The organism is Mycolicibacterium sediminis, from assembly GCF_010731735.1.
Lineage (GTDB): Bacteria > Actinomycetota > Actinomycetes > Mycobacteriales > Mycobacteriaceae > Mycobacterium > Mycobacterium sediminis.
On record NZ_AP022588.1, the window covers coordinates 1,174,451 to 1,189,737 of the forward strand.

At 66.8% G+C, this 15,287-nt stretch carries 16 protein-coding genes; 7 read left to right on the top strand and 9 right to left on the bottom strand.

Translation table 11 applies throughout. The features are described from left to right. The first annotated feature begins 9 nt into the window (after positions 1 to 9). Positions 10 to 813: an acetolactate decarboxylase gene (budA, locus tag G6N64_RS05775; protein ID WP_409370745.1), complete on the top strand. Its 804-nt coding sequence runs from the start codon at positions 10 to 12 to the stop codon at positions 811 to 813. A 73-nt stretch (positions 814 to 886) separates the two neighbouring features. Further along, the gene (locus G6N64_RS05780; RefSeq protein ID WP_163796015.1) at positions 887 to 1,201 is read left to right on the top strand and encodes a carboxymuconolactone decarboxylase family protein; all 315 of its coding nucleotides are present in this window, start codon (positions 887 to 889) and stop codon (positions 1,199 to 1,201) included. Between the two features lie 39 nt (positions 1,202 to 1,240). On the opposite strand, the gene G6N64_RS05785 is transcribed toward G6N64_RS05780, so the two are convergent. Genes G6N64_RS05785 through G6N64_RS05795 form a run of 3 tightly spaced genes read right to left on the bottom strand, consistent with a single transcriptional unit; the run spans position 1,241 to position 4,460 of the window. Further along, positions 1,241 to 2,296, bottom strand: coding sequence for an NAD(P)-dependent oxidoreductase (locus G6N64_RS05785; RefSeq protein WP_163796016.1), 1,056 nt, complete (start codon positions 2,294 to 2,296; stop codon positions 1,241 to 1,243). Positions 2,297 to 2,324: 28 nt separating this feature from the next. Then, the gene (locus G6N64_RS05790; RefSeq protein WP_163796017.1) at positions 2,325 to 3,647 is read right to left on the bottom strand and encodes an MFS transporter; all 1,323 of its coding nucleotides are present in this window, start codon (positions 3,645 to 3,647) and stop codon (positions 2,325 to 2,327) included. Between the two features lie 39 nt (positions 3,648 to 3,686). After that, a complete protein-coding gene (locus G6N64_RS05795) occupies positions 3,687 to 4,460 on the bottom strand; it encodes an SDR family NAD(P)-dependent oxidoreductase (protein WP_163796018.1) in 774 nt (257 codons plus the stop codon). A gap of 221 nt (positions 4,461 to 4,681) precedes the next feature. On the opposite strand from G6N64_RS05795, the gene G6N64_RS05800 reads away from it, so the two are divergent. Continuing rightward, positions 4,682 to 5,698 (top strand): sugar-binding transcriptional regulator, encoded by a 1,017-nt coding sequence (locus tag G6N64_RS05800; protein WP_163796019.1) that lies wholly within the window; start codon positions 4,682 to 4,684, stop codon positions 5,696 to 5,698. A 56-nt stretch (positions 5,699 to 5,754) separates the two neighbouring features. After that, complete coding sequence (locus tag G6N64_RS05805) at positions 5,755 to 6,468, top strand: GntR family transcriptional regulator (protein WP_246230970.1); 714 nt, start codon at positions 5,755 to 5,757, stop codon at positions 6,466 to 6,468. 44 nt (positions 6,469 to 6,512) lie between these two features. On the opposite strand, the gene G6N64_RS05810 is transcribed toward G6N64_RS05805, so the two are convergent. Further along, a complete protein-coding gene (locus G6N64_RS05810) occupies positions 6,513 to 7,877 on the bottom strand; it encodes a phosphatase PAP2 family protein (protein WP_163801464.1) in 1,365 nt (454 codons plus the stop codon). A 120-nt stretch (positions 7,878 to 7,997) separates the two neighbouring features. Between G6N64_RS05810 and G6N64_RS05815 the strand changes: the two genes are divergently transcribed. Further along, positions 7,998 to 8,315: a nuclear transport factor 2 family protein gene (locus G6N64_RS05815; protein ID WP_163796020.1), complete on the top strand. Its 318-nt coding sequence runs from the start codon at positions 7,998 to 8,000 to the stop codon at positions 8,313 to 8,315. A gap of 141 nt (positions 8,316 to 8,456) precedes the next feature. Here the strand turns inward: G6N64_RS05815 and G6N64_RS05820 are convergent, their stop codons facing one another. Continuing rightward, positions 8,457 to 9,314, bottom strand: coding sequence for a metal-dependent hydrolase (locus tag G6N64_RS05820; RefSeq protein WP_163796021.1), 858 nt, complete (start codon positions 9,312 to 9,314; stop codon positions 8,457 to 8,459). Positions 9,315 to 9,400: 86 nt separating this feature from the next. Here G6N64_RS05820 and G6N64_RS05825 point away from each other — a divergent pair, with 86 nt between their 5' ends. Next, positions 9,401 to 10,024, top strand: a complete 624-nt coding sequence (locus tag G6N64_RS05825; RefSeq protein ID WP_163801465.1) for a TetR/AcrR family transcriptional regulator — start codon at positions 9,401 to 9,403, stop codon at positions 10,022 to 10,024. Between the two features lie 22 nt (positions 10,025 to 10,046). Here G6N64_RS05825 and G6N64_RS05830 read toward each other — a convergent pair whose 3' ends face one another. The 3 genes from G6N64_RS05830 to G6N64_RS05840 all read right to left on the bottom strand — a co-directional run bounded on the left by G6N64_RS05830 (position 10,047) and on the right by G6N64_RS05840 (position 12,737). Then, positions 10,047 to 10,940, bottom strand: coding sequence for an aldo/keto reductase (locus G6N64_RS05830; protein ID WP_163796022.1), 894 nt, complete (start codon positions 10,938 to 10,940; stop codon positions 10,047 to 10,049). A 172-nt stretch (positions 10,941 to 11,112) separates the two neighbouring features. Continuing rightward, positions 11,113 to 12,012 (bottom strand): alpha/beta hydrolase, encoded by a 900-nt coding sequence (locus G6N64_RS05835; RefSeq protein WP_163796023.1) that lies wholly within the window; start codon positions 12,010 to 12,012, stop codon positions 11,113 to 11,115. Then, the gene (locus tag G6N64_RS05840; protein ID WP_163796024.1) at positions 12,009 to 12,737 is read right to left on the bottom strand and encodes an L-threonylcarbamoyladenylate synthase; all 729 of its coding nucleotides are present in this window, start codon (positions 12,735 to 12,737) and stop codon (positions 12,009 to 12,011) included. Before G6N64_RS05840 ends, G6N64_RS05835 begins: the two co-directional genes overlap by 4 nt. 112 nt (positions 12,738 to 12,849) lie before the next feature. Here G6N64_RS05840 and G6N64_RS05845 point away from each other — a divergent pair, with 112 nt between their 5' ends. Continuing rightward, positions 12,850 to 13,692: an IclR family transcriptional regulator gene (locus G6N64_RS05845; protein ID WP_246230972.1), complete on the top strand. Its 843-nt coding sequence runs from the start codon at positions 12,850 to 12,852 to the stop codon at positions 13,690 to 13,692. A gap of 307 nt (positions 13,693 to 13,999) precedes the next feature. On the opposite strand, the gene G6N64_RS05850 is transcribed toward G6N64_RS05845, so the two are convergent. Further along, positions 14,000 to 15,106, bottom strand: a complete 1,107-nt coding sequence (locus G6N64_RS05850; RefSeq protein ID WP_163796025.1) for a glycosyltransferase — start codon at positions 15,104 to 15,106, stop codon at positions 14,000 to 14,002. Positions 15,107 to 15,287: the final 181 nt, after the last annotated feature.

Below are 15,287 nucleotides of genomic sequence, written 5' to 3' on the forward strand. Positions count from 1 at the left end.
GGCCACCCCATGACGTCACGACACGGCACCCTCGACCAGTTCGCCACGTGGGCGCACAAGATGCTCGCCCACCACGGCGCGACGGTCGCCGACGACCCGCGCAGCGCCGAGGTGTTCCAGTCCTCGACCATGAGTGCGCTGCTGGACGGCGTGTACGACGGCAACATCACCATCGAGGAATTGTTGAGCCACGGCGACTTCGGCCTGGGCACCTTCAACCGCCTCGACGGCGAGATGGTCGTCCTCGACGGCGTGTGCTACCACCTGCGCGCCGACGGCAGCGCCACCGTGGCGAACGGTACCGACCGCTCGCCGTTCGCGGCGGTCACCCACTTCACTCCCAGCACAACCCTTTCCGTCGACGTCCCCACCAGCCGGGCTGACGTGCTCGCGCTGATCGATCGAACGGTCGAGAGTCACAACCTGATTCACGCGATTCGGGTCACCGGTGCGCTCTCGGCCGTCCGCACCCGCACCGTCACAGCCCAGACACCGCCCTATCCGCCGCTGACCGAGGCCAGCGACGGGCAGGCCGAGAAGACGTTCGACCACGTCGACGGTGTTCTCGTCGGTTTCCGCACACCGGAGTTCGAACAGGGCATCTCGGTGGCCGGCTACCACCTGCACTTCCTCGACGCCGCACGCACCAGTGGCGGTCACGTCCTCGACTTCACCCTGGACTCCGGGCAGATCGCGATCAGCACCGCCTCCGAGCTACATCTGCGCCTGCCGACGTCCGGGGCGTTCCTGCAGGCCGATCTCGTCGGCGACGACGTCTCAGCCCAGATCCACCACGCCGAAGGTGGCGACTGATCGACCCGCGCCGCCGCCGCCGATTCGCTCGGGTCCGTATCCGTACGCGCACAACGTCATCGAAGGAGCACTCGTGACCGACATCGGCTCATCACCGCGCGGCGCCGCACGACGATTCACGCCAGAGCTGGCCGATCTCGTCGATTCCCCCCTGTACGACAAGATCTGGTCCGACGAACGACTCAGCGCCCGCGACCGCAGCATCGCCACACTGAGTGCACTGATCGCGCTCTACCGACCCGACGAACTACGGGCGCACCTGCGGCGCGGGATCGACAACGGACTCACCACCGACGAGATATCCGCTTTGATAACGCACCTCGCCTTCTACGCGGGGTTCCCCGCGGCGATCTCCGCCTCAGTCATCGCCGCGGACACGCTGCTCTGAGCCGGCACGTTCCGCCGGGAAACGTCGCCACAACCGCAGTCAGTCGCCGCCAGGTCCCCCGGCGCCCCGCCACGTGGACTCATCGAGGGCCTCGCGACCGAGTGCGGTTGCGGGAATCTGATTGCGCGACACGGTGATGACTGCGTCGATCACCGAGGCGGAGACGTCCCTGGTGAAGTCTGCCGTCCAGCAGAGCGCATGTGGCGTGCAGATCACGTTGTCCATCGCGAACAATGGGTCGTCCGGCGCAGGCGGTTCCGGCTCGTAGACGTCGAGCGCCGCGCCCGCGATGACGCCCGCGTCCAGCGCCGCGGCGAGCGCGGGCTGGTTCACCAGTCCGCCACGGGCGATGTTGATGAAGTAGGCGCTCGGTTTCATCGCGGCGAAGAACGCTTCGTCGAGCATGCCGCGGTTCTCGGGGGTGAGCGCGGCGGCCACCACGACGAAGTCCGACCGCGCAGCCAGCGTGTGGCGGTCGACGACCTCGATGCCGAGTTCCGCCGCCCGTGCAGAGCGGCCCGAGCGGGTGTTGGCGATCACCGTGACACCCAACGGTGCCAGCATCTGCGCGAGTTCGGACCCGACGGAGCCGAAGCCGAGGATACCCACTGTCCGCCCGTCGACACCGATGCCCCGGTGGGCGCCACGTTCGGAGGCCCACCGTCCGCCGACCGTGACGCGGTGGTTCGCGATCAACCGGTGCGCGCACGCCAGGAGCAACGTCAGGCCCGACAGTGCGAGCGGCTTGCGCACCGCTGCAGGGGTATTGGTGAGGACCACGCCCTCACGGGCCAGAGCGACCGGGTCGATTCCGTCGTAACCTGCGCCGAACCTCGCCACGTGTCGCAGCCGAGGCGCCGCCCGCACCAGTTCGGCGTCGAAGGGGATGTGGCCGAACGAGATCACCGCGTCGACACCGGCCAGCGCGGCCGGATCCGCCGGTCCGTGTCCGGGGATGTCGGGGAGCAGGACCCATGAGATGCCCGCCTCCTCGAGCCGGTGCAGGCCGATGTCACCGAACATCGTGGCACCGGTGGCGTCGGCGCCGTCGGCGGTGAGCCCGACGACGTACTCGTTGCTGCTGTCACTGCGCATGTGGCGCTCCTCTGGCGAAGTCGGCGGGTCAGGCGTCGGCTGCGGTCGGCACGGACAGGGGACGACGCACCATGAACCCGTAGAAGCAGGCGCCGAGGATGGCGATCCCCCCGGCCAGCAGGAACGACGGCGTGTACGACCCGGTCCGGTCGACGATCACGCCGGTCAGCACCGGTGCGAGTGCACCACCGAAGTACCCGCCGAAGTTCATGATGCCGCCGAACTGGGCGGCGTGGGTGTCGGGCACGATGTCGCTGGTGAGCGCCCAGGATTGGGCCTGCACCGCGGCGATGAGACCCAGTGCGGCACAGAGCACCACGATCGCCCACGCGAGGTTGTGCACGAAAGGCACGATGCACACCAGGATCCCGACGCCGATGGACCCACCGATCAGGATCGCCTTCTTCGATCCGAATGCGGTCATCCCCCGTCGGCGCACCAGCGTGACGGTGAGCCGACCCGCGTAGATGCCCGTTATCGCCGCGGCCAGGTACGGGATCGCCGCGACCCAGCCGGTCTTGGCGATCGAGACACCGAGGGTGTCCTGCAGGAACAGTGGCAGGAAGGTGATGAAGATGTTCCAGATCCAGATCGAGGTGAAGAACCCGAGCATCATGCCCCAGGTCTGGGTGTAGGAGAAGAACTTGATCCACGGCAGGTGCGCCTTGGGCTGGGTGGTGTCATCGCGTCCCGCCACGATGTGCCGATATTCCTCGTCGCTCAGCCGTTTGGAGTCCTCCGGAGCCCGGTACCAGGCCCAGAATGCCACGGCCAGAATGAGTCCCACGAGTCCGATGATCAGGAACATCGCGCGCCATCCCAGTGCCAGGGTCAGCACCGTGAGAACGGGCGGCGCGATCGCCGAACCCCACTTGGATCCCGAGTCCCAGATGCCCGCGGCCTGGCCCCGCTCCTCACGCGGAAACCAAGCGGTGGTGATCTTGCTGCAGTTCGGCGAGTTGGGCGACTCACCGACGCCGAGCAGGAACCGGAAGAGGAGGAAGTGCGTCATCGTGTGACCGATGGACATCAGCGCCGTGGCGAGCGACCAGATGCCGACCGCCGCGAAGTACATCCTGCGCGCGCCCAGCTTGTCGATGAGGTAGCCGGCGGGCAGCTGGCAGACCGCGTAGGTCCACGAGAAGACCGCGCCCATCAGCCCGATGTCGGTCTTCGTCAGGCCGAGTTCCGCAATCATGTGGGGGGCGGCAATCGAGACCGACGAGCGGTCCATGTAGTTGAGGATGCCGGCCAGCAACAGCCAGCCGAGCATCCAGTACCGCAGGTTCTTTACCTTCTTGCCGTCGTGCTCGCGGCGAGTTTCACTGCGCGCCTGGGGTTGTGGAACCATGACACTCCTTTGTGCGAGAACGCAGATGGTTGACGGTGGTCAGTTGACGACGAGGCCGCCGTTGACGTTGTAGACGGCCGCCGTGATGAAGCCGGCGTCCTCGGACAGCAGGAACTCGATCGTTGCGGCGATGTCCTCGGTGCGGCCCACGCGGTCGACGAGCAGCCCCTTGACCATCTCGGCCTTCCGCTCGTCGGTGAGTGCGCCGCCCATGATGTCGGTGTCGATCGGGCCGGGGCTCACGACGTTCACGGTGACGCCGAACACGCCCACCTCGCGCGCCACGGCACGACTGAAGCCGATTACCGAGGCCTTGGACGCCGAATACGGCACCTTGCTGTACGTGCCGCCGCCGAGTTGGGCCGAGGCCGATGACAGGTTGACCACCCGCCCCACTCCGCGCGCCACCATGCCGCGAATCGCACGCTGGTTGACCACGAAGGTGCCGGTGCTGTTGATGTCGAGCACCCGGTTCCACTCGTCGAGGGTCAGCTCGAGGAACGGAGTGGGTGAGGCCACGCCTGCGCCGTGGGCCAGCCCGACGACCGGTGGCAGTTCGGCCTCGATCGCGGTGAACGCGCGGTCCACCGACTCGGGGTCCACGATGTCGACGCCGTAGCCGGTGACCGTTGTCCGCGACTCCCCGTCGACCTCCCGTGCGAAGTCGACGACCGCTGCTTCGTCGACGTCGAGCGCAGCGACGTGCCAGCCGGCCGCCGCCAGTCGGCGCACCGTGGTCCGGCCGATGCCACGGGCCGAGCCGGCACCGGTGACTACGGCAGTGCGTTCAGGTGGAAAGGCGTGCGATGTCATGTGTGGTTCCTTCCCCTAGAGGGTCTCGATGCGGCCGAGTGAAGCGTCGACAGGGCTTCGACAACTCCCCCCATTGCGCTCGACGTCTCTCTGATAGTGACCTGGGTAACAACTCACGTCGACTCTATTGCTATATCCCACGTGCACGTCAAGGCCGTTTGAGCGATGTTTTTTCTCGTAAATGGCTCGTTTGAACGGTCTTGTAGGTCTAATTTGGGAATATGCTTCACGACGAACATGCCGGTTCGGTCACTGACGAGGATGCCGAAGACCAGAACGGGTTGGCCGACGACGACCGACTGCGAGTGGCAGACGCAGCTGAGCTCTACTACCTACGGGGCTTGAAAGTGGAGGACGTCGGCAAGCGACTGCACCTCTCCCGATCGACGGTGTCGCGGATGCTCGCCAAGGCGCGCCAGCATGGCGTCGTCGAATTCGTCATGCATCGCAGCGCGGACCGGTCGTCACTACTGGCGGCCCGACTCGGTCAGCGTTTTGGGGTTCGCGCCGTGGTGGCCGACGTCCCCGACGACGACGACGGTCGGGATGCAGCCCGACTCGATCTGGTTGCCCGACAGGCGGCGCAGCGGCTCATCGCCGTGGTCGGCACCGATACGACGGTGGCGGTGGCGTGGGGCAGCACGGTCGAGGCCGTATCCAGGCACCTGCTCGTCAGCCCGGTCCGCGGTGCCCGCGTCGTGCAACTCAACGGTTCGGGAAACACCGTCGCATCCGGCGTCCTCAACGCCAGTCAGCTGCTCGACAGGTTCGCGCAAGCGTTCTCGGCATCGACCCATCACTTCCCGGCTCCCGCCCTGTTCGATTCGGCGGCCACCCGCGAGGCCATGTGGGAGGAGCGGTCCATCCAGCGCGTTCTGGCCCTACGTCGTAGCGCCGACGTGGCGGTGTTCTCGGTGGGAGCGCTGGACGGCGAGGCTCCCGGCCACCTGTACCGGACCGGCTACCTCGACGCGGTAGACCTGCAAGAGCTGCGCAGGCAGGGCGTGGTCGGTGACATCGGCACGGTGTTCATGCGCGAAGACGGGAGTTCCGACGGCCTGGCGGTCAACGAGCGAAGCACCGGAATGCCCCTGGCGGAGTTTCGCCGCATACGCACCCGCATGCTGGTCGTCAGCGGCCGGACCAAGAGCATTGCCGTTGCGGCGGCGCTTCGTGCCGGAGCCGTCACGGATCTGGTGCTCGATGAACTCACCGCCCATGCGCTGCTCGATGTCTGAAGACAACCGCGACGCGGCACCAACGAGTTGCCCGGCCGCATGCGAGGATTCGACACATGGAGGTGCCCTTGAGTCCGACGACCGGCGCCCTGCGCCGCGCCATGCGCGACGACGTGCGTGACGCGGTACTCGCCATGCTCATGGACGGGCGGCTCGCCGCCGGGACATCGGTCAGCATCGACCAGCTCGCCCGCGATCTCAATGTGTCGCAAACGCCAGTTCGGGAGGCCTTGGTCGAGATCGAAGCGACCGGGCTGGTGCAGCGAGTGGCGCGCCGCGGCTACCAGGTGGCACCGCCGATGAACGCCCAGCAGGCCGCCGAGCTGGCCGATGCCCGCCTCATCGTCGAGACCGTTGCGGCCAGGTGGGCGGCGCGGCTGAAGGAACCGGACCTGCTTCCCCAGCTGCGCGCAGCGCACCGCACCCATGAAGACGCGGCCTGGGCCGTACGCGAATGGGACGGCGTGACGCGGGACCGCAACCAGCTGCCCGTCACGCTGATGCCCTACTTCAACGCGGACTGGGGCTTTCACCAGACGATCCTCGACCACTGCGGCAACGGATATCTGCGCAGGATGGTCGGCGGGCTCGGAGCATCGGTGCAACGGATGCGACAAAACGTGCGACGCGGTCCGCTCGACACGGAATTGGCAGTCGCCGAGCACGCCCGGGTGCTCGCCGCGATCGAAGCCGGCGATCCGCCGGCCGCCGAGGCTGCGATGCGAGCGCACATCGAGGCGGTCCGCGAACGCTCCATCGCCGACGCCTGACCGGATCACACACGAGCCTCCACCGAGGCGGACGGCGCTGCCACCTACCTCGGCGCCGCCGCGATGGCTTCTTGCGCCGCGCGATGGAGGTCGAGGCGTGAGTACACGCCGAAGGCGCTGCCGTCGTCGAGGAAGCCGCCGCCCGGGCCCAGGGTCGCCGTCAGGATGGCGTTGGCCTGGTCGAGCGAGAGGTAGGGATAGGCGGAGGTGAGCAGGTATCCGGCCTCGGGCGCCACCTTGCCGACGTCCACGGCGGCGGTTGCCGCACCGCCGAATACTGTTGGCAGGCCGTAGGTTTGGGTGCTGTCGTAGAACCGGGCATTGTCTGCGGGCCGCGCGAAACGGCTCTGATCGTCCCTGGCGCACACCGCCACGGTGCTCCCGCACGCACTGGCGAGCGCGCCGGTCAGCTCGGTCCGCGCCGCAGTCAGCGCCTGGCGGAAGTCGTCGATGCGCACCCCCTCCCGTTCGACGCCGACGTATTCCGGCGTGTTCGCCAGCAGATGCGCGATGTCGTAGGTGGCCAGCGTCCGTCCGCCGAGCACGTCCATGGCGTAGTGCGCGCCGATGATGACGCGATTGTTGCCGTATTCGGCGGCGCGGGCCACCATCTCCGGGTAGCGGTCGGGGACCAGGAGGGCAAGCACCAGTGACTCGGTGTACCCGTACGTCGTGTGGCCGCTGGGGTAGGACGGGCTGTTGACGAGGTTCTGCTCCGGCCCCCGCAACCACGACGAACTGTCGGATGGGACCCCGAAGAAGTCGGTACCGCCGTAGGTCAGCAGGTTCGGTTCGGTCTGGAACGGGCGGGAGTCGCCGTAGGCGTCAGCGCCCTCACTGCCCGCCGGGAGGTCGTAGGCCTTGCCGAAGACGTCGGTGACTCCGCCCGCGTTCTGCAGGATCGCCAGCGCCTCGGCCGAAACCGGCTGCTTTCCATCGGTCGTCGCGTTGGCGAAGAAGTACTTCCCCGCATTGGAGTCGGCCTCGGTGGTGTTCGACGCGAAGGCGATCAGGTCGGCGACGGCCGGCGAGACGTTGGTGAAGTCCTCGTTGCCGTCGGCGTCGCGGGTGTAGGACGTCAAGCTCTGGTACGCGCCGCCGAGCTTCGTTCCCAGGCCGTCGGCGAGCTGGTAGGCGTTGCCGTCGGTGATGAAGGCGTCGCGCAGCGCCTGCTGCTGCTGATCGGCGAACGGCAGCAGGGTCGGCTGACCCGCCGTCCCGTTCTGAATCGACCCCGTGACCCTGAAGTTGGCCGCGAGTGCGGCCCGGCCCGCGTCGGTGTCGATCAGCGTGGCGACGGGCGTCAACCCGCGCAGCACGCTCAGGGTCGTCACGCTCTGTGCCGTAGCGGTGGCCGGACTCAGCAGCGCGCCCACGCACATGATCACGACGAGTAGACATCCACGCATCTTCACCGGCAATCCTCTCGCTGCGGGAGCAGCTCGATTGTAGGGACCACGGCACGACGGCCGCGATCTCACTCAGCGATACGCGACCCACGAGAGCGGCGGGCGATGTTGGATGGCGGCATGGAAACTCTCACGGAGAAGTACATCGACGCAGTGAACAATGCCGACCTCGCCGGCCTCATCGCCTTGTTCGAACCGACGGCGACGCTGTCACAGAAGGGTCGGCTCTACGAAGGCACCGATCAAATCGCAGACTTCTACCGAGAACTGTGGCTGCCCGGTCCCTCGGCCCACGAGGTCGAAAGACAATTCGTCGACGGCAACGCGGTCATCGTCCAGTTCAAGGCAGTCAGTCCTACGGGCGAGATACGCCACGCAGTGGATGTCTTCATCGTCAAGGGCAACCTGTTCGAGTCACTCGAGATCTACTACCGGTGACGCCCTCGCCCTCGCCGATAACTAGGTCGCCCGACGCCCAGCGGCAATGAGGGGTGATCCGGGCGGCGGCCACTTTCCCTCCTCGCCGAGTCCACCACTTTGCGGCTTGAAGCAATGCTCGAACTTTTCCTTGCCCGACGGTCAGGCGCGTTGCGCACCGTCGGCGTCGAAGAGTTTCTTGCTCCATTCGGCGAGGAGGTCAGTGGTGTCCCAGTCGTCGGGGTGGAAGTCGTTGCGGTAGTAAGAGCCATAGCGGTACATGGCGGCGCGGTCGAACAGCGGCGACCGGCGCAGTGCCCTCACGCTGCGCACCAGCCTAACCGGGTTGTACGCCGCGCGGTCGAATGCCAGCGACCGCGCAGTCTGGATTATGACCTCGGGCAGGAATGTTGCCTGGATGAGCACCATGCCGGCCTTCCGCATTCGCTCGGTGCCTCCGATCGCTCGGAACACGTCGAAAGCGACGGCCTTGTGCTCGCACTCCTCAAACGCGTGCCACAGCAGAAGCGAACGGATGTCGGAGTCCCCCAACATGTCCTGCATCTCGTCGCTGTTGAGCACGATCTCGGCGAGCATGCCCGTGTAGTGCTCGGCCGCCGCCGTGGCTGCCAAGCACATCTTCTCTGGAAGCACCTTCTCCCAAAGACCGAACAGATGCTTGAGGTGGCGATCCAGGCGGGCGGTGGGATACCCCATCTCCTGCAAGCGCTCGTTGAGGATCTTGTGTTGCTGGCGGTGTGTGGCTTCCTGGGCGATGAATCCCTTGACGGCCTGCATCATTGCCGGGTCCGTGATCTCGCCGCGATGGGCGCGCACGGAACGGATGAAGAAGTCCTCACCTTCGGGGAACAGCCCCGACAGCACGGCGAACATGTGGCTTGCGACCAGTTGTCCGTCGGCGAAGTGCTGGCGCTGGGCGCCATCGGGATACGAGAAGCGTATTCGCCGAGCCTTGAGCGGCGACGGCGATCCTGGTTGTTCGGTGGAGGAAACGGTCATGCTCACATCCCATCATCTGACTTCATGCCTTGTCAGATGATGGTGACACACTCTTCGGCGTGGGGAAAGAGCGTGTCTACAGCGGGATGACTGCTGAGCAGCGCCACCAGGACCGACGCACCCGGCTCATCGACGCCGCGATCGAACTCATGGGTGAGCGAGGTGCCTCGAACACCACGGTCACCGCGGTGTGTGCGAAGTCCAGAGTGACGACGCGATACTTCTATCAATACTTCTCCGATCGCGATGGTCTGCTGCGCGCGGTATTCGAGAAACTCGAAGCGACCATGCGGGACACGTTGGTGGCGGCCGTTCCCAAGACCTTCGCGACGCCAGATGAATTGGCGAAGGCGCCGGTGCGGGCGTTGGTGGCGATGATCAACGACGACCGTCGACTGGCTCGCATACTCTTCATCGAATCCGGGACTGAACCGACGCTGCGACTGCTACGCGGCGAATTCATGGTCAGTCTCGCCGACCTCACCACGCAGCTGAGCCGGCTCCACCTAAAGATCCCTGAGGCGGCATCTCGAGTGGGACTCCTCGCCGCAACGATGGGCGTCGGCGGACTCTTCGAAGTCTTCCGCCGCTGGCTTGACGGTGAACTGGTCTTCACGACCGACGAACTGGTCGAACACTGCGCCGGGTTCCTGGGGAGCCTGGGCACCTACGTGCTGGAGAATCCCGCAACCGGCGATGTCGTGCCATGACTCTGACGAAGTCCGTCGTCGACTAACCGGTAGCCGCGCTCAGCTCGTCGATCTGCTCCGCCGTCAACTGCACGTCAGCGGCGGTCATGTTCTCCTCCAGATGCGTGCGACGCGATGTGCCGGGGATGGGAAGCATCGCCGGTGAGAGATGCAACAACCACGCGATCGCCACCTGGCCCACGGTGCACTGGTGCGCGTGGGCGACGTCGGCAAGCGCTTGGTGGGCCGCGGCGAGCCCGCCCTGCGCCACCGGTGCCCACGGAATGAACGCGAGGCCATCGCGTTCGCACACCTCCAACATGTCATTGGAGCCCCGGTCGATGACGTTGAACCGACTTTGGACACTGACGATGTCGGCGATCTGCCGCGCCTCGTCGAGCTGCGCCACCGTGCATTGCGACATTCCGATCGCGCGAATCTTGCCTTCGTCCTGCAGCGCCTTGAGCTCACCGATCTGGTCTGCCAACGGCACCTTGGGATCCACCCGGTGCAGTTGCAGTAAGTCGATCTGATCGACCCCCAAGCGGCGCATGCTCATCAGTACCTGCTGCCGCAGGTATTCGGGTCGGCCGACCGGTGGCCACGCTGCCGGGCCGAGGCGTTGCGGTCCGGAGTCGGTGTCGATCACGTCGGGCCCGTTTCGGGTCAAGCCCGCCTTCGTCGCGATGACGACGTCGTCGGGGTAGGGATGCAGCGCCTCGTACAGGATCTGTTCCGCGACGTGTGGGCCGTAGGAGTCGGCGGTGTCGATGAACTGCACGCCGAGGTCGACGGCTCGACGGGCCACGGCGATGCATTCGTCTCGGTCGTCGGGCTCACCCCAGATCCCGCGGCCCGTGAATCTCATCGATCCGAAACCCAACCGCGACACCGTCTTGCCCGCAATTCCGATCGTCTGCGGCTCCACGTTCACCATGTCGTTTACCTCCACTTCTCTGCGTTTCCAATGTGGTCGTGGCCCTTCTCATCGGGCCGACTCGTGCCACCGCGACCACGTTCAGTGGGCGCCCGGTGGGCTTACGGGCAGTGACTTCACCCGGTTCGAGGACGGGCCGCCTTACGGCGAGCGATCAGTTACCGCTGCGTTGTCACGCGCGGACGGCCGCGTCGAATTCACAGAACATCCTGGTGAAATACTCTGGCTGCTCCTCGGCCACCCAGTGACCGCAGTCCGGGACGAGGTGTTCCGTCACCGATTCGGCGACCTCTTCGCACATCGCCCGGAAGTTCCTGGCGAGCGGTCCGGAAGCACCTCCCGACGCCAACACCGGAATGGTGAGCCTGCCGTGCTGTCGAAGCGCGGCGCGATTGTCGTCGGCGTCGCGGTCGAGTTCCCGGTAGACCTCGCACATCGCGCGGATGGCTCCTGGGGCCTCGTACGCGCGGGCGTAGACGTCGAGGTCGTCATGGGAGATCGCATCCGGCTGGTAGGTCAAGTCGTCGAAGAATCGGTTGACGTACCACCGTTCACGTCCGTGCACGAGGTACACCGCGATGTCCGGGTTGGCGTGAAAGGAGAACTGCCACGCTGACTTCTGCGCCACGCGCCATTCGTAGTAGGCGGTGCCCGGCAGCGGAGCCTCCATGAAGGTGGCGCTCGTGACGTCGTCGGGGTACCGCAGCGCGAAACTCAGGGCCAGTGTCGACCCGAGATCGTGGCCGACGAGCGAGACGGGCTCCGCCACGCCCAAGGTCTCGCGCACCAGGCTGTGGACGTCACCGGCCATGGTCCACTTGTCGTACCCGTCGCGAGGTTTGTCGGACGCGCCGGCGCCGCGATAGTCGGGCATGATCACCCGATAGCCGGCGGCAGCCAGCGGCATCATGACCTTGCGCCACTCGTATCGCGTTTGGGGAGCGCCATGGAGGAGCACGACGGTCATGGTGGGTTCAGGTGGAGTGACGACCGTGTAGCCGATTCGCACCGTCTCATCCGGGTCGACCCAGGCCCGGCCGTGGTGGACAGCGGCATCGCGCGCCGTGGTCATGTCAGTTCCCTTGCCTCGCGGAGGTGACCGGATGGCAGGACGTCGCGGCCGGGATCGGCAGGCAGGGTGATGCCGAACTGGCCGGCGAAGACGTCGACGATCAACTCGTAGCAAGCGCCGATGCGGACGACCTCCATCCTCGAGAAGTCGATCATCGTCGACGAGCGCCGGTACAGGTGGTACTTGCGCAGGCCGTAGTCGACCACCGCGTCGACCGCGTCGATGATGGGCTGCTCGATGTCCTGCACGCGGAACTTGGTGCCGGTCCCGCTCAGATTGGCTGACGAGCCGAGGAGCGGCACACCGTTGCGATGTGCGATGCGGACCACCGCGTCCTGAAGCCCACCGCCGTTGACCAGCATCGCCATGGTGTCGCCGACGGTACTGGCCGCTAGCGTCTCGGGCTCGATGGCCGCCACGACCGGGTGGGACCGGTCGAAGGGCCCGACGACGGCCAGCGGCAGACGGGCGTCGAGCACCACCGCGTCGACCATGTCCCGCTCGCGCCGCCCGAGTCGGTGGACCTCGCGGTGCAACTCGTAGTTTCCCGCCATTGCATGCCGCTTGTGCGGTGCTCGTCGCTTGGCCCGGAATAGTCGCGTCAGCGCGTCGGGAGAGCTGGCGATGACTCCGTAGCCGATGTCGGCCGGCATGATGACAGCGCCGCCGGCCGCCACGGTGCGATAGATGTGATCGGCATCGCCGGGGATGTCGTGTCTGCTCATTGGTTCCGCTCGTCCGCTCGCTGTGTCGACGTCCACAGTGGACAGGGCCCATCGGACGGCGCAAGGTTGGTTGCGCACGGTGAAACTTGTCGAACGCGGCGACGGGGGTGTGGTGACTGGCTCTCGACAGGCAGAAGAGCGCCCCCAGCCGGGTCTTCTGCACCGGCCGCTGCGGGTGCTCGAGGCGCTGGCCGGTATGCAGCAGCCGGCGAGCCTCCTCGCGGTGGCGACGGCTGTCGGCCTGTCCAAGGCCAGCGCGTACCGGGTGCTGCGCAGTCTCCAGGACGAGGGTTACGTCGACCATGCCGGTCGTCGCGGATACCGCGTCGGCAGCCGGTCCATCGCGCTTGCCTCGATGATCGGCCCGCGTCCCGCACTGCTGCAACGCGCGCGACCGGTGCTGACCAGACTGGCCGTCGCCGCTCAGGCAACCGCGACGTTGCATCTGCGTAGCGGCGAGCATCGGGTACTCGTGCTTGGCGCCGAGCAGAATCTCGAGCCGCAACGGCGTCGCGTCCACGTCGGCGAACGGGCACCCCTCACGTCCGGGTGCAGCGGCCGCGCCATCCTGGCTCACCTCCCGGCTCGAGACGCCGCCAAGGTGCTCGCCAGCCATACCCGCGGCGGGATGCGCGCGGCGCTCGAGCGCGAACTCGAAGCGATTCGCATCGACGGTTACGCGTTCTCGTTCAGCGAGAACCATCCGCAGTTCAACGGGATTGGTGCCGCGCTGCTCGATCCTGACGACGGCTACCCGCTCGGGTCAATCGCCGTCGCCGGACCCGACGACAGATTGACCGAGGACGCACTGCGTCGGCTCGCAACGCCACTGACGTCCGCGTGCAACGGCTTCGCCGCACACCTGGCCACACTGCTGGGACCCAACTCGCCAGCCCGTCTCGATGCGCTCGACGTCACGATCCAGGACTTCGTGGAGACGGCAGGCGACGACTGACGGTGGCCTGCTGCCTCTAGCGAATAGGCGTCGATTCGGTCGGCCTCCAGGGTGGGGAGGCCAACCACGTGAACATCGCGCGCAGGTCGTCGTAGAAGAACGACGGACGTACGAAAGTGACTGACATTAGTAGGATTTCGATGCACTCCTCGACTCGACGCTTGCTCTCGAAGTGCGGGATTCCGGTGTGCCGTCGCTGACCTCACCCGTCGTGCCCCGACCGGACGTCATCGTGGTCATCGCGAAGACTCTGGCAACCCCGCCGAAGGCCGTCTCAAGGCTCGCCGGGTCGCGGTCGTCGTCCTCATCACGTGGCGCCGAGGGCGGCCAGCATCCCGTCGGCCGATCGCGGCCAGGTGAATTGCTCTGCCCGATCGCGGGCGTCGCGGCGACGTTGACGTTCGGGGCGAGAGACGATGGCGTCGACGGCAGCGGCGACGGCCACTGGGTCGTTGTCGGTGCTCAGTCCGCTGTCCGTGGTGAGGATCTCTCGCAAGGCCGAGGTGCGAGACACTACCGCGGGGGTCCCGCAAGCCAACGCCTCCAAGGCAGCCAGACCGAAGGTTTCGTGAGGCCCCGGGGCGAGTGCCACATCGGCCGAGGCGAGGATGGCCGCCACGGTGACGCGGTCGCCGATGAAGCCGGTGAAGTCGACCGGCAGGCGCGCGGCCTGCCGCTGGAGCCGTGCCCGCAAGGGTCCGTCTCCGACGATCACCAAGCGGACGTCTCGACCAGCGTGATGTAACTCGGCCACCGCGGCGACGCTGCGCTCGGGAGACTTCTCGACCGAGAGTCGACCGCAGTGCACCAGCAAGGTCTGGCCGGGTTGAGCCCACCGCCGCCGCATCGACGCCGAGCGTCGACCGGGATGGAACATCTCGAGGTCGACGCCCAGTGGCACCGTCACCGCGTTCTCTGCACCGATCCGGTCGAACTCCCGGCGCGCGAATGCCGTAGTGCACACCACGGCGTCGTATTGAGATGCGGTGCGGCGGTTGGCGACATCGGCGACCGCCCGGGCCAGCGGCCGTGGAAGCACCTGTCCGATCAGTCGGTCGAGGCGCTCGTGGGAGATCATCACGGTGGCGACCCCGCGCTCTCTCCCCCACGTCCCCAGCGACCGCAACGTCAACCGGTCGGAGACCTCCAGTGCGTCGGGGGCGAGGTCGTCGAGGAGGGCGACCACCGGCTTCGGCCGGGCGAGCCGATAGCCGCCCGTCAGCGGGATGGCGAGCGCCGGGGTCGTCATACGCACGACACCGGACTCGAGGCGCCGGCGCGTGGCGGTTCGTCCGGGGACGATCAGGAACACCTCGTGCCCGGCCGCGCAATACTCCGCACCGAGCCTGTCGACCGCGGTACGCAAGCCACCGGACCGTGGGCCGTAGAAGTTGGCGACCTGAACGACCCGCATCTGGAAATCAGAGTCGCCCGGCGTGTGCGAACCACGACGCGTCGCCGGCCTGACCGTGAACGATTGGTGAAGATCACCGACTCGTCCGCGCGGTTGCGAAGACCGGTCCCCACACCTGGCCGCCGAACGCCGGCGGCACACCCTCGGTGGTGCCGGCGACTCAGCAGCCGCTTCGCGCTGG